General features: G+C 71.4%; 10 protein-coding genes. 5 read left to right on the top strand and 5 right to left on the bottom strand.

The window, feature by feature from the left end; all coding sequences use genetic code 11:
• The first annotated feature begins 265 nt into the window (after positions 1 to 265).
• The 4 genes from ACFYWG_RS22150 to ACFYWG_RS22135 all read left to right on the top strand — a co-directional run bounded on the left by ACFYWG_RS22150 (position 266) and on the right by ACFYWG_RS22135 (position 5,911).
• The gene (locus ACFYWG_RS22150) at positions 266 to 928 is read left to right on the top strand and encodes a response regulator transcription factor (protein ID WP_003972894.1); all 663 of its coding nucleotides are present in this window, start codon (positions 266 to 268) and stop codon (positions 926 to 928) included.
• A 128-nt stretch (positions 929 to 1,056) separates the two neighbouring features.
• Positions 1,057 to 2,346 (top strand): ribonuclease D, encoded by a 1,290-nt coding sequence (locus ACFYWG_RS22145; protein ID WP_376325074.1) that lies wholly within the window; start codon positions 1,057 to 1,059, stop codon positions 2,344 to 2,346.
• Positions 2,347 to 2,567: 221 nt separating this feature from the next.
• Positions 2,568 to 3,785 (top strand): thiolase family protein, encoded by a 1,218-nt coding sequence (locus ACFYWG_RS22140; RefSeq protein WP_383503887.1) that lies wholly within the window; start codon positions 2,568 to 2,570, stop codon positions 3,783 to 3,785.
• Positions 3,782 to 5,911, top strand: a complete 2,130-nt coding sequence (locus ACFYWG_RS22135; RefSeq protein ID WP_376325068.1) for a 3-hydroxyacyl-CoA dehydrogenase NAD-binding domain-containing protein — start codon at positions 3,782 to 3,784, stop codon at positions 5,909 to 5,911. Before ACFYWG_RS22140 ends, ACFYWG_RS22135 begins: the two co-directional genes overlap by 4 nt.
• 98 nt (positions 5,912 to 6,009) lie before the next feature.
• Here the strand turns inward: ACFYWG_RS22135 and ACFYWG_RS22130 are convergent, their stop codons facing one another.
• On the bottom strand, positions 6,010 to 7,029 hold the full coding sequence (locus ACFYWG_RS22130) for a hypothetical protein (protein WP_385420730.1): 1,020 nt from the start codon (positions 7,027 to 7,029) through the stop codon (positions 6,010 to 6,012).
• 82 nt (positions 7,030 to 7,111) lie between these two features.
• On the opposite strand from ACFYWG_RS22130, the gene ACFYWG_RS22125 reads away from it, so the two are divergent.
• Positions 7,112 to 7,483 (top strand): NTP pyrophosphohydrolase, encoded by a 372-nt coding sequence (locus ACFYWG_RS22125; protein ID WP_383503885.1) that lies wholly within the window; start codon positions 7,112 to 7,114, stop codon positions 7,481 to 7,483.
• A 262-nt stretch (positions 7,484 to 7,745) separates the two neighbouring features.
• Here ACFYWG_RS22125 and ACFYWG_RS22120 read toward each other — a convergent pair whose 3' ends face one another.
• From ACFYWG_RS22120 to ACFYWG_RS22105, 4 genes are all read right to left on the bottom strand, one after another.
• A complete protein-coding gene (locus ACFYWG_RS22120; protein WP_383503766.1) occupies positions 7,746 to 9,248 on the bottom strand; it encodes an amino acid permease in 1,503 nt (500 codons plus the stop codon).
• Between the two features lie 169 nt (positions 9,249 to 9,417).
• Positions 9,418 to 11,340, bottom strand: a complete 1,923-nt coding sequence (dxs, locus tag ACFYWG_RS22115) for a 1-deoxy-D-xylulose-5-phosphate synthase (protein WP_376325059.1) — start codon at positions 11,338 to 11,340, stop codon at positions 9,418 to 9,420.
• Positions 11,341 to 11,520: 180 nt separating this feature from the next.
• On the bottom strand, positions 11,521 to 12,813 hold the full coding sequence (locus tag ACFYWG_RS22110; protein WP_376325057.1) for a sugar ABC transporter permease: 1,293 nt from the start codon (positions 12,811 to 12,813) through the stop codon (positions 11,521 to 11,523).
• Positions 12,810 to 13,601, bottom strand: a complete 792-nt coding sequence (locus ACFYWG_RS22105; RefSeq protein ID WP_030838725.1) for an ATP-binding cassette domain-containing protein — start codon at positions 13,599 to 13,601, stop codon at positions 12,810 to 12,812. The genes ACFYWG_RS22110 and ACFYWG_RS22105 overlap by 4 nt, the downstream gene beginning before the upstream one ends.
• Positions 13,602 to 13,644: the final 43 nt, after the last annotated feature.

Below are 13,644 nucleotides of genomic sequence, written 5' to 3'. Positions count from 1 at the left end.
GCCGACGATCACACCTGAGTCCCCCTCTTGGCCGAATCACTTTGTCGATACGGCCACTTTCGACCGCGTAGCGACGCAGACCGAAACCGTCCGGCCTTCGAATGATCGACCGCGTGTCCGAATTGCACGGATTGTTATCACTGAATCGTGATCATTCTCTAAAGGCCGACGGGGTCGGTGCCGAAGACGACTGTGACCTTGAAAGCACGGTTCGTCCCGGCTTCACCCCCACGAGCCGGCCCCGTCCCGCACCCCAGGAGGCCTGGTGTCCGTTCTCCTCGAGCAGCCCGCAAGCCTGGTCGCCTACCGCCCGAACAAGCCGACCGCCATGGTGGTCGTGGCCGACCCGCGCGTCCGCTCCACCGTCACCCGCCACCTGTGGGCGCTCGGTGTGCGCGATGTCATCGAGGCCTCGTCCGTCGCGGAGGCTCGTCCCCGCATCGGCAACCCCCGCGACATCTGCGTCGCCGACGTCCACCTGCCGGATGGCTCCGGCCTCACCCTCCTGTCCGAGACCCGCGCCGCGGGCTGGCCCAACGGGCTCGCCCTGTCGGCGGCCGACGACATCGGCGCCGTGCGCAACGCGCTCGCCGGCGGTGTGAAGGGGTACGTCGTCACCGGCACCCGCACCAACGTCGGGCTCCCCACCCGGCCGGGCGCCGCCCCCATCGGCGCCGCCGCCGCCCGCCTGCACCGCCGCCCCCCGGGTGCCCCGAGCCACCCGGGCGGCTACCGCGAGCTCTCCGGCCGCGAGGTCGAGGTGCTGCGACTGGTCGCGGAGGGCCAGTCGAACAAGGCGATCGGCGTCTCCATGGGCCTGTCCGCGCTGACCGTCAAGAGCCACCTCGCCCGCATCGCCCGCAAGCTCGGCACGGGGGACCGCGCCGGAATGGTCGCTGTCGCCCTGCGGACCGGGATCATCCACTGACCCCGGCCGCGTCACCCACGGTTCGCGAACCCGCCTCTTCCCCGGCATGACTGGTTTGCGACCCCCCGGCGCCCGCCGACGGAACGTTCCGTCGGCGGGCGCTGTCCATACATGGATACCCTTGACAGGTGACCGACGCCCACGACACCGCAGCAGACAGCTCACTGCGAACCACCGGAGGCGCCCCTCCGGACGACGGCGGATCTTCTGCTACGGAGGCGCCGATCCCCCTGCTGGAACCGCGTGAGGGCATTCCGCCCGTCGTCGCGGACGAGGCCGCCCTGGCCCGGGTGATCGCCGCCTTCGCCGCGGGGTCCGGGCCCGTCGCCGTCGACGCCGAGCGGGCCTCCGGCTACCGCTACGGCCAGCGCGCCTACCTCGTGCAGCTGCGCCGCGAGGGCGCCGGCACGGCCCTGATCGACCCCGTGGCCTGCCCCGACCTGTCCGGTCTGGGCGAGGCCCTGTCCGGCGTCGAGTGGGTGCTGCACGCCGCCACCCAGGACCTGCCCTGCCTGCGCGAGATAGGCATGGTGCCCACCCGCCTGTTCGACACGGAGCTGGCCGGACGGCTCGCCGGGTTCCCCCGGGTCGGCCTCGGCGCCATGGTCGAGAGCGTCCTGGGCTTCGTACTGGAGAAGGGCCACTCCGCCGTCGACTGGTCGACCCGGCCGCTGCCCGAGCCGTGGCTGCGCTACGCGGCGCTGGACGTCGAGCTGCTCGTCGACCTGCGCGACGCGCTGGAGAAGGAGCTGGACCGGCAGGGCAAGCTGGAGTGGGCCCGCCAGGAGTTCGACGCGATCGCCTCGGCGCCGCCGCCCGAGCCGCGCAAGGACCCGTGGCGGCGCACCTCGGGCATGCACAAGGTCCGCCGGCGGCGCCAGCTGGCCGTCGTACGGGAGCTGTGGCAGGCCCGGGACCGGATCGCGCAGCGGCGGGACGTCTCCCCCGGCAAGGTGCTCGGGGACGCGGCGATCGTGGAGGCCGCGCTGGCCCTGCCCGCCAACGTGCACGCCCTGGCGGCGCTGACCGGCTTCGGCCACCGGATGGGCAAGCGCCAGCTGGAGCAGTGGCAGGCGGCCGTGGACCGGGCGAAGGCGCTGAGCGAGGCCCAGCTCCCCCAGCCGGGCCAGCCGGTCGCCGGGCCCCCGCCGCCGCGCGCCTGGGCCGACAAGGACCCCGTCGCCGCGGCCCGGCTGTCCGCCGCCCGGGCGGGGGTGTCGGCGCTGGCCGAGCGGCTCGGCATGCCGCAGGAGAACGTGATCACCCCGGACACCGTCCGGCGGGTGTGCTGGGAGCCGCCGAAGGAGGTCACCGCCGAGTCGGTCGCCCTGGCCCTGGCCGGCCACGGGGCGCGTCCGTGGCAGGTGGAGCAGGTGACGCCGGTGCTGGTGGAGGCGCTGAGCGCGCAGCCGTCGTAGGGGCCGTGGCCCTGCGGGGAGGAGGGGGCGTCGAGATCACGCCAAGATCTTCGGCGCCCCCGTCGCGTACCCGGGGGCGGTCCGTACCGCCGAAGGTGTGACCTTCACCGCTCCGCCTGTCAGGGCTGTGCAGCTACGTTACTCATAAGTAGCATGGGGACTGAGCGCGCGCTCAGCGCATCGCAGCAGCACTGCAATCCTGACCCTGGAGGAGAGCCATCGTGCCTCGTACCGTCAGGGACGTCGTCTTCGTCGACGGCGTCCGCACCCCGTTCGGCAAGGCGGGCCCGAAGGGCATCTACCACGAGACCCGTGCCGACGACCTCGTCGTGAAGGCGATCCGGGAGCTGCTGCGCCGCAACCCCGGTCTCGACCCGAAGAAGATCGACGAGGTCGCCATCGCCGCGACCACGCAGATCGGCGACCAGGGCCTGACCATCGGCCGCACCGCGGGCATCCTGGCCGGCCTGCCGCAGTCCGTGCCCGGCTACTCCATCGACCGCATGTGCGCCGGCGCGCTGACCGCCGTCACCACGGTCGCCGGCTCCGTCGCCTTCGGCGCCTACGACATCGCCATCGCCGGCGGTGTCGAGCACATGGGCCGCCACCCCATGGGCGAGGGCGTCGACCCCAACCCGCGGTTCGTCTCCGAGAAGCTGGTCGACGAGTCCGCCCTGTTCATGGGCATGACCGCGGAGAACCTGCACGACCGCTACCCGCAGATCACCAAGCTGCGCGCCGACGAGTACGCCGTGCGCTCCCAGGAGAAGGCCGCCAAGGCGTACGCCAACGGCAAGATCCAGGCCGACCTGGTGCCGATCTCGGTCCGCCGCACCAACGCCGAGGCCGGTGAGACGGGCTGGGGCCTGGTCACCGCCGACGAGCCGATGCGCCCGGGCACGACCCTGGAGAACCTCCAGGGCCTGAAGACCCCGTTCCGCGTCCACGGCCGGGTCACCGCGGGCAACGCGGCCGGTCTGAACGACGGCGCCACCGCCTCCCTCATCGCCTCCGAGGACTTCGCCCGGGAGCACGACCTCCCGGTGAAGATGCGCCTGGTCTCCTACTCCTTCGCGGGTGTGGAGCCGGAGGTCATGGGCTACGGCCCGATCCCGGCCACGGAGAAGGCGCTGGCCCAGGCCGGCCTGTCGATCTCCGACATCGGCCTGTTCGAGATCAACGAGGCCTTCGCCGTCCAGGTCCTGGCCTTCCTCGACCACTACGGCATCGCCGACGACGACGAGCGCGTCAACCAGTACGGCGGCGCCATCGCCTTCGGCCACCCGCTCGCCTCCTCCGGCGTCCGCCTGATGACGCAGCTGGCCCGCCAGTTCGAGGAGCAGCCGCACGTCCGCTACGGCCTGACCACCATGTGCGTCGGCTTCGGCATGGGCGCGACGGTCATCTGGGAGAACCCGCACTTCGAGGGGGACAAGTGAGCACCACCGCCGAGCTTCTGCAGCAGGCTTCCGAACTGTTCCCGGACGAGGTCGTCACCAGTGCGCACGTACGCCACTTCGACCTCCCCCTGGGTGCCGGGCGCTTCGCCCTGATCACCCTGGACAACGGCCACGACCACACCAAGCCGACCACCTTCGGCCCGGCCTCGCTGGCGAACCTGAACGCCGCCATCGACCAGGTCGAGAAGGAGGCGGCGGACGGCGAGATCGTCGGCGCCGGCATCACCGGCAAGCCGTTCATCTTCGCGGTCGGCGCCGACCTCAAGGGCGTGGAGATCCTCAAGGAGCACGAGCACGCCCTCGCCATCGGCAAGGGCGGCCACGAGGTCTTCAAGCGGCTGTCGCAGCTGGCCGTGCCGACCTTCGCGTACTACAACGGCGCCGCGATGGGCGGCGGTGTCGAGGTCGGTCTGCACTGCACCTACCGGACCGTCTCCGCGGCCGTGCCGGCGTTCTCCCTGCCCGAGGTCTTCCTCGGCCTGGTCCCCGGCTGGGGCGGCTGCACGATCCTGCCGAACCTGATCGGCCCGGAGAAGGCCGTCTCGGTGATCATCGAGAACAGCCTCAACCAGAACAAGCAGCTCAAGGGCAAGCAGGTCTACGAGCTCGGGATCGCCGACGCGATCTTCGAGGGCGCGGACTTCCTGGAGCAGTCGCTGATCTGGACGGCGACCGTCCTCAAGGGCGAGCTGAAGATCGAGCGCCCGGTGATCGACCGCGGTGAGGCCTGGGACCAGGCCGTCGCCAAGGGCCGCTTCATCGCCGACTCCAAGGTGCACGGCGCCGCCCCGGCCGCCTACCGCGCCCTGGACATCATCGCCGCCGCCAAGAACGGCGACCTGCAGCAGGGCTACGACGCCGAGGACCAGGCCCTGGCCGACCTCATCATGGGCGGCGAACTGCGCGCCGGCATCTACGCCTTCAACCTGGTGCAGAAGCGTGGCAAGCGCCCCGCCGGCGCCCCGGACAAGTCGCTGGCCCGCCCGGTCACCAAGGTCGGTGTGGTCGGCGCCGGTCTGATGGCCAGCCAGCTCGCGCTGCTGTTCCTGCGCCGCCTGGAGGTGCCGGTCGTGCTGACCGACATCGACCAGGAGCGCGTCGACAAGGGCGTGGCCTACGTCCACGGCGAGATCGACAAGCTGCTCGGCAAGGGCCGCGTCAACCAGGACAAGGCCAACCGCCTCAAGGCGCTGGTGTCCGGTGTGCTGGACAAGGCCGAGGGCTTCTCGGACGCCGACTTCATCATCGAAGCGGTCTTCGAGGAGATGGGCGTCAAGCAGCAGGTGTTCGCGGAGGTCGAGGCGGTCGCCCCGGCGCACGCGATCCTCGCCACCAACACCTCCTCGCTGTCGGTGTCGGAGATGGCGTCGAAGCTGCAGCACCCCGAGCGGGTCGTGGGCTTCCACTTCTTCAACCCGGTCGCGGTCCTGCCGCTGCTGGAGATCGTCCGCGGCGAGAAGACCGACGACGCCTCCCTGGCCACCGCGTTCGGCGTCGCCAAGAAGCTGAAGAAGACCGCGGTCCTCACCAAGGACGCCCCGGCGTTCGTCGTGAACCGCATCCTGACCCGCTTCATGGGCGAGATCCAGAACGTCATCGACGAGGGCACCCCCGTCGAGGTCGCCGAGAAGGCCGTCGAGCCGCTCGGCCTGCCGATGTCGCCGCTGGTCCTGCTGGAGCTGGTCGGCCCGGCGATCGGTCTGCACGTCTCGGAGACGCTCAACCGGGCGTTCCCGGACCGCTTCACGGTCTCCCCGAACCTCAAGGCGGTCGTCGAGGCGGGCAAGCGCGGCTTCTACGTCTACGACTCCGGCAAGCCGGAGCTGGACCCCGAGGTCGCCGCACTGCTGAAGCAGGGCGACACCGTCCTGACGGAGGAGCAGGTCCGCGACCGCGTGCTCGACGCGGTGGCGCAGGAGATCGGCATCATGCTCGACGAGGGCGTCGTCGCCGAGGCGCAGGACATCGACCTGTGCCTGATCACGGGCGCCGGCTGGCCCTTCCACCTGGGCGGCATCACGCCGTACCTGGACCGCGAGGGCGTCTCCGAGCGGGTCAACGGCAAGCGGTTCCTCGCGCAGGGCGTGGCGTCCGTCCCGGCGTAGCCCCGTGCTGAACTGACGGGCAGGAGGGCCTCTCGCGATCGTGCGGAGGCCCTCCTGTCATGTGCGGGTGCCGTCCGGCGCCCCGGCGGACCGGCTGCTCAGAGTTCGCGCCACGCGGTGAGCGCCAGGCCCGGCTCGTCCTTGCGGCGGGCGAGGCGGAGCATGCCGGTGGAGGGCGAGAAGGTGGCCGCGACGACCTCCCCGTGCTCGTCCAGCGCCAGCGCCACCAGGGCGTCCGACGGCAGCTGCGGGCCCGACTCGGTCCACCAGGCCCCGGCAGGTTCCTGCTCGGTCGGGTAGGCGGCGAAGGCGACCCGGCCGCTCGCCGACCGCTGGGCGAGCACCGTGCAGTCGTGCCCCTCGATGACGCACCGCACGGCGCGGACCGGCCCCGGCCCGGCGGCCGCGAGGAGGCTCACCGGCTTCTCACCGGGACGCCAGGCGCACAGGTCGCCGGACTCGTCCGTGAAGAAGACGGTGGTGTGCTCGGCGGAGGTGGCGAGCGCGCGCAGCGTCCCCGGCCGGACGGCGACCTCCAGGGTCTCGGCCGGCACCGGCTTCTTCCCGTCCCCCTCCTGCACCCAGTGCAGGATCGCCCCGGGCGCCGAGGCGTACAGCTCGATCCGGCCCGACTCGGCCGCCACGGGCGCCAGTTGCTCGCCGACGTCCTCGCCCCCGAGGTCGTGCCAGCCGCCCCAGCCGCCCCTGACCTTCTGGTTGCGCAGGCTGACCCGGCCGGCGCCGTTGCGCACGAAGACGTAGCCGCGTCCCGGGCCGTCGACGGCCACGGCCGGCGGGCCCGTCCGCTCGCCCTGCTTGTCCGGGTGGCCGATCGGCACCCAGTCCAGGGGCGCCAGCCGGGGCCGGAAGTGCGTGGTGTGCACGAGGCCGGACTCCCCCCGCACGGTGGGACGCCAGGCCGCCAGGTGGGCGTAGCGGTCGGTGCCCTGGCCGACCGCCCCGCCGGGGTGCAGCTTCTGGCTGCCGCCGACGGTGCGCGGGACGTCCTCCCAGGGGCCTCCCGGGCCGCGTTCCGCGCGGCACAGGACGGCTTCGCCGGAGGGCAGGTAGACGGTGAGGCGGCCGTCGCGGCCGCGGATGAGCCAGTCGCCGTTCACCAGTTCACTTTATGCGGGTGCCGGTGCCCGGCGCGCGGCCCACCCCCGTGTAGCGGTCCCTGCGCCGTGCGACCCTGGCCACATGAACGCGCCTGAGCCTGTCCTGGTGGTCGTCGACGCGGCCAATGTCGTCGGATCGGTGCCGGACGGGTGGTGGCGGGACCGGAAGGGAGCGGCGGAGCGGCTGCGGGACCGGCTCGCGTCGGACGGGATCGCCGGGGTGCCGGAACCCGTCGAGATCGTCCTCGTGGTCGAGGGCGCGGCGCGGGGTGTCGGGTCCGTGCCCGGTGTGCGGGTGTCGCCGGCACCGGGCAGCGGCGACGACCACATCGTGGAGGTCGTCGCGGCGGCGGGCGACCGCCGCGTCCTGGTGATCACGGCGGACCGCGAACTCCGGGGCCGGGTCGGGGAGCTGGGGGCGGACGTGGCGGGCCCCCGGACGGCCCGGCCCTAGCAGACCCGAGTCGTCGGCTTCGGTCCGCGGGAGGCCCGCCCGTAGCGGTTCCGGGCGGCGAGGGCCGGCCGGGGAAGCTCGGACCGGCCCGGTGGAGGCAGGCCGCGCAAGGCCGGACCTGCGAAGGCCCGCCAGGCGGAGGCCCGGCCGCCGAAGACCTGGCAGGCGAAGGCCCGGCCACGTCGTCGACGTGGCCGGGCCTTCGGCTGTCGCCGCGGCGGCCGGACGGGGGCGTACCCCGCCCTGGCGCCGCCGGCACGGGCTAGCGCTGGTCCACCGGCGCCGCCGGCTCCTCGCCCTTGGCCAGGCGGCTGTGCGTACGGCCGTACAGGAAGTACAGGAGGAACCCGGCGGCCATCCAGATGCCGAACCGGACCCACGTCTCGGCGGGCAGGTTGATCATCAGCCACAGGGAGGCGCACACCGACAGGATCGGGATGACCGGCACCCACGGGGTGCGGAAGGAGCGGGGCAGGTCCGGACGCGTCCGGCGCAGGATGATCACGCCGATCGCCACCACCACGAAGGCGAACAGCGTGCCGATGTTGACCAGGGCGGCCAGCTCGGTCAGCGGCGTGAAGCCGGCGAGGATCGCGATGATCACGCCCAGCAGGATCGTCGGCCGGTGCGGGGTCTTGAAGCGCGGGTGGACGTGCGAGAAGAACCGCGGCAGCAGGCCGTCCCGGCTCATGGCGAAGAACACGCGCGTCTGCCCGAGCAGCAGGATCATGCACACCGTCGTCAGGCCGACCGCGGCGCCGAAGCTGATGAAGCCCGCGAACCACGGATGCCCGGTGGCCTTGAAGGCGTCCGCCAGGGGCGCGTCGATCGACAGCCTGGTGTAGTTCTGCATGCCGGTGACGACGATGGACACCAGCACGTACAGCGTGGTGCAGATGATCAGGGAGCCGATGATGCCGCGCGGCATGTCCCGCTGCGGGTTGCGCGTCTCCTCGGCCGCCGTGGCCACCACGTCGAAGCCGATGAACGCGAAGAACACGACCGACGCGGCGGTGAAGATGCCCATCACGCCGAAGTTGGACGGCGCCCAGCCGAACATGAGCTGGATCAGCGGGGAGTCCAGACTGGCCCCGGCCTCCACCGGCTTGGACTTCGGGATGAACGGGTCGTAGTTGTCGCCCTTGATGAGGAACGCGCCCGCGATGATCACGACCAGGACGACCGTCACCTTGATGGCGACGACGACCGAGGTGACGCGCGCGGACAGCTTCATGCCGAGCACGAGGATGCCGGTGAGGACGAGCACGAGCACGGCGGCGAGGATGTCGAAGCCGAACACGTCGGAGCCCTCGCGGCTGCCCAGGGCCGCGGGCATCGTCCAGCCCGCGTTCTCCATGAGGGACTGGATGTAGCCCGACCAGCCGACGGCCACCACCGCCGTCCCGAGCGCGAACTCCAGGACGAGGTCCCAGCCGATGATCCAGGCGGGCAGTTCGCCGAGCGACGCGTACGAGAACGTGTAGGCGGACCCGGCGACCGGAACGGTGGAGGCGAACTCGGCGTAGCAGAGCGCGGCGAGCGCGCACGCGATGCCGGCCGCCACGAACGCCAGGGCCACGGCGGGCCCGGCGTTGTTCTTGGCGACTGTGCCGGTGAGGACGAAGATGCCGGTGCCGATGATCACACCGACGCCGAAGACGGTCAGATCCAGCGCGGACAAGGACTTCTTGAGCGCGTGCTCCGGCTCCTCGGTGTCGCGGATGGACTGCTCGACCTTCTTCGTCCGGAAGAGGGTACTGCTCACGGGGTACCTCCCACGCTTGTCGTCCTCGACATGATCGAGAGGTGGCACCCTCCGTGTGCCCCGGCACGGACGCATTCACGCCAACGGGCCGGTTACACCACCCTCACGGCGGGGTAACCGGCCCATTCCGGTCTGTCCGGTCGCGTCCGTCGGCGCGAGCGCGCGCCGGTCAGTCGCGCGCGGACTCCACGGCCTGCGCCGTGCTGCGCTCGTACCGGCCGTCCAGCTTGGCGACCAGCCCGGTCACCTGGCGGGCGATGTCCGGTGCGGTCAGCCCGATCTCGGCCATGACCTCGGCGCGGGAGGCGTGGTCGAGGAAGCGGGGCGGGATGCCGAAGTCCCGCAGCGGCACGTCCACGCCCGCGTCGCGCAGCGCCTGGGCGATCGCCGAGCCGACTCCGCCGACCCGGCTGTTGTCCTCGACGGTGACGACCACGCGGTGCTGCTCGGCGAGCGGGGCCATGGCCTCGTCGACGGGCTTGACCCAGCGCGGGTCGACGACGGTGGTGGAGATGCCCTGCTGGTCGAGGAGCGCGGCGATCTCCAGGCACATCGGGGCGAGCGCGCCGACGGAGACCAGGAGCACGTCCGGCCGGTCCGCGCCCGGCTCGCGCAGCACGTCCATCCCGCCCACGCGGCGCACGGCCGGTACGGCGGGGCCCACGGCGCCCTTGGAGAAGCGGACCACGGTCGGCGCGTCCTCGACGGCGACGGCCTCGCGCAGCTGGGCGCGCACCTGGTCCGCGTCGCGCGGGGCGGCCAGCCGCAGGCCGGGGACGACCTGCAGGATCGACATGTCCCACATGCCGTTGTGGGAGGCGCCGTCGGTGCCGGTGATCCCGGCCCGGTCGAGCACGAAGGTGACGCCGCACTTGTGCAGGGCCACGTCCATCAGCACCTGGTCGAAGGCGCGGTTGAGGAAGGTGGCGTACACGGCGAACACCGGGTGGACGCCGGCCGTGGCCAGGCCGGCCGCGGACACCGCGCCGTGCTGCTCGGCGATGCCGACGTCGTAGACCCGCTCGGGGAAGCGCTTGGCGAACTTGTCGAGGCCCACCGGCTGGAGCATCGCGGCCGTGATGGCGACGATGTCCTCGCGCTCCTCGCCGAGCTTGACCATCTCCTCGCCGAAGACGGAGGTCCAGTCGGCGCCGGAGCTGGCGATCGGCAGGCCCGTGTCGGGGTGGATCTTGCCGACGGCGTGGAAGCGGTCGGCCTCGTCCTGGAGGGCGGGCTGGTAGCCGCGGCCCTTCTCGGTGAGGCAGTGCACGATGACCGGCCCGCCGAACCGCTTGGCCTTGGCGAGCGCGGACTCCAGGGCCTCGACGTCGTGCCCGTCGATGGGGCCGACGTACTTCAGGCCCAGGTCCTCGAACATGCCCTGCGGGGCGATGAAGTCCTTCAGGCCCTTCTTGGCGCCGTGCAGGGTGTCGAACAGCGGCTTCCCGACGACCGGGGTGCGGTCCAGGATGTCCTTGGTGCGGGCGAGGAAGCGCTCGTAGCCGTCGGTGGTGCGCAGCGTGGCCAGGTGGTTGGCGAGGCCGCCGATGGTGGGCGCGTAGGAGCGCTCGTTGTCGTTGACCACGATGACCAGCGGGCGGTCCTTGGCCTCGGCGATGTTGTTCAGCGCCTCCCAGGCCATGCCGCCGGTCAGGGCGCCGTCGCCGATCACCGCCACGACGTGGCTGTCGCGTTTGTGCAGCTGGTTGGCCTTGGCGATGCCGTCGGCCCAGCCGAGGACGGTCGAGGCGTGCGAGTTCTCGATCACGTCGTGCTCGGACTCCGCCTGCGAGGGGTAGCCGGACAGGCCGCCCTTCATCTTCAGCTTGGAGAAGTCCTGGCGGCCGGTGAGCAGCTTGTGGACGTAGGACTGGTGGCCGGTGTCCCAGAGCACCTTGTCCTTGGGCGAGTCGAAGACCCGGTGCAGGGCGATGGTGAGCTCCACCACGCCGAGGTTGGGGCCGAGGTGACCGCCGGTCTTGGAGACGGCTTCGACAAGGAAGGTCCGGATCTCCTCCGCCAGCTGGTTCAGCTCCTCCAGGTTGAGCCGGTCCAGATCGCGCGGTCCCCTGATACGGGTCAGCAGCGGCACCCGTGCCTCCTTGCAGTAGAGCTGTTGCCGGGCTTGTCGAGTCTAATGTTCCGCCCTCGCGGGCGGCGCCGTGGCTCCGGGACGTACGTCACGCGTTCGGCTCTACCCATGATGCGCCCCGTCCACGACGCACGTGTGCCCGGTACCGGGTGGTACCGGGCACAGGCGTGCGGTCCGGGGTTACGCGCGACCCGCGGTCTTCTGCGTCTTGCGCGTCACGGCGTCGATGACGACGGTGGCCAGCAGCACACCACCGGTGATCATGTACTGGACCGGGGAGGCGATGCCCTCCAGGGCCAGGCCGTACTGGATCGACACGATGACCAGCACACCGAGCAGCGCGTTCCAGGTGCGTCCGCGGCCGCCGAAGAGCGACGTGCCGCCGATCACCGCGGCGGCGATCGCGTTCATCAGCAGGTCACCGCCGCCGGCGCCCTGGTTGGCCGCCGCGATCTTCGAGGCGATGAACAGACCGCCCACCGCGGCGAAGGTGCCGGAGATGGCGAACACGGAGATGCGGACCATCTCCACGTTGATGCCGGCCCGGCGCGAGGCCTCGACGCTGCCGCCGAGCGCGAACACCTTGCGGCCGTACGCGGTGCGGCGCAGGACGAAGTCCGTGACCAGCAGGACCACGATGAAGATCACCACGGCCAGCGGCAGGCCCTTGTACTGGTTGAAGATGATCGCCACCGCGAAGGCGAGGACCGCCAGCAGCACGGTCCGCACGATCGTCTCGCTCAGCGGCCGGGACGGCACACCCGCGGCCTCGCGGCGGCGGTTGCCCAGGAAGGAGCTGAGGAAGTACCCGGCGGTCACCACCGCGGCCAGCGCGTACGCGGCGGCCACGTCGGAGAAGTAGTAGCTGGTCAGCTGGGCCACGACCCCGTCCGGGTCGAGGTTGATGGTGCCGTTGTCGCCCAGGATCTGGAGCATGAAGCCGTTCCAGAACAGCAGACCGGCCAGGGTGACGGCGAACGCGGGGACGCCGATCTTCGCGAAGAAGAAGCCGTGCAGGACGCCGGCGACCGTGCCGGTGAGGATGGCCAGCACGAAGGCGAGCCACTCGTTCATGCCGTTGGTGACGTTCAGCACCGCGAAGCTGGCGCCGGCCACACCGGACACCGAGCCGACCGACAGGTCGATCTCGCCGAGCAGCAGCACGAACACGATGCCGACGGCGATCATGCCGGTGCCGACCATGGCGACGGACATGTCCGACAGGTTGCCGGCGGTGAGGAAGTTGGAGTTCAGGCTGGCGAAGATGATCCAGATGATCGCCAGGCCGATGACGACCGGGATGGACCCGAGGTCGCCGGACTTCATCTTGCGCTTGAACTCGCTGACGTAGCCCTTGAGTCCCTGCTCGCGCACCAGCAGCCGGGGGTCGACCACCGTGACGGCGGCCTTGGCCGCCTCGGGGTTCTCCACGACGTGTTCTTCCTGAGCCGCGGAGGTCTTGTCGATGCTCACTTGGAAACCTCCCCGTTCGTGCGCGCCGCACGGCGGGTCACGGCGTTGTCGGTGGCGCCGGTGATGGCGGAGATGATCTCCTCCTGCGAGGTCGACTTGACCTCGAAGACGCCGTTGTTGCGGCCCAGGCGCAGCACGGCGACCTTGTCCGCGACGGCCTTCACGTCGGCCATGTTGTGGCTGATGAGGATGACGGCGTGGCCGCGCTCGCGCAGCCGCTCGACGAGGTCGAGGACCTGCGCGGTCTGCTCGACGCCGAGGGCGGCGGTGGGCTCGTCCAGGATGACCAGCTTGGGCTCGCCGAGCATGGAACGGGCGATCGCCACCGTCTGGCGCTGACCGCCGGAGAGCGAGGCGATCGGGATGCGCACGCTGGGGATGCGGATCGACAGCGTGTCGAGCAGCTCGCGGGAGCGGCGCTCCATCTCCACCTCGTCCAGGACGCCGCGCTTGCGGATCTCCCGGCCCAGGTAGAGGTTGCCGACGACGTCGATGTTGTCGCAGAGCGCGAGGTCCTGGTAGACGGTCGCGATGCCCAGGTTCTGGGCGTCGTGCGGCTTGGTGATCTGGACGGACCTGCCGTCCCACTCGATGACGCCTTCATCGATGGGGTGCACGCCGGCGATCGTCTTGACCAGCGTGGACTTTCCGGCGCCGTTGTCGCCCACCAGGGCGACCACTTCACCGGCGTGGACCTCAAGCTCTACGTCGGTGAGCGCCTGAACGGCACCGAACCGCTTGGAGACCCCGCGCAACGCCAGCACGGGCGTAGCGGACACGTGAACCATCTCCTTCGCCGCCTGACCCGGCGGGAGGTTGTGCAGAAGGGTG

Source organism: Streptomyces sp. NPDC003456, assembly GCF_042878735.1.
Classification (GTDB): Bacteria; Actinomycetota; Actinomycetes; order Streptomycetales; family Streptomycetaceae; genus Streptomyces.
Note: the sequence above shows the minus strand (reverse complement) of the source record. Positions and strands in the feature narration are given on the sequence as shown.

Bases quoted from the DNA above. Each gene is read 5' to 3' on its own strand.
- ACFYWG_RS22125 (WP_383503885.1), top strand. From the start codon at position 7,112: ATGAACGCGCCTGAGCCTGTCCTGGTGGTCGTCGACGCGGCCAATGTC.
- ACFYWG_RS22105 (WP_030838725.1), bottom strand. From the start codon at position 13,601: ATGGTTCACGTGTCCGCTACGCCCGTGCTGGCGTTGCGCGGGGTCTCC.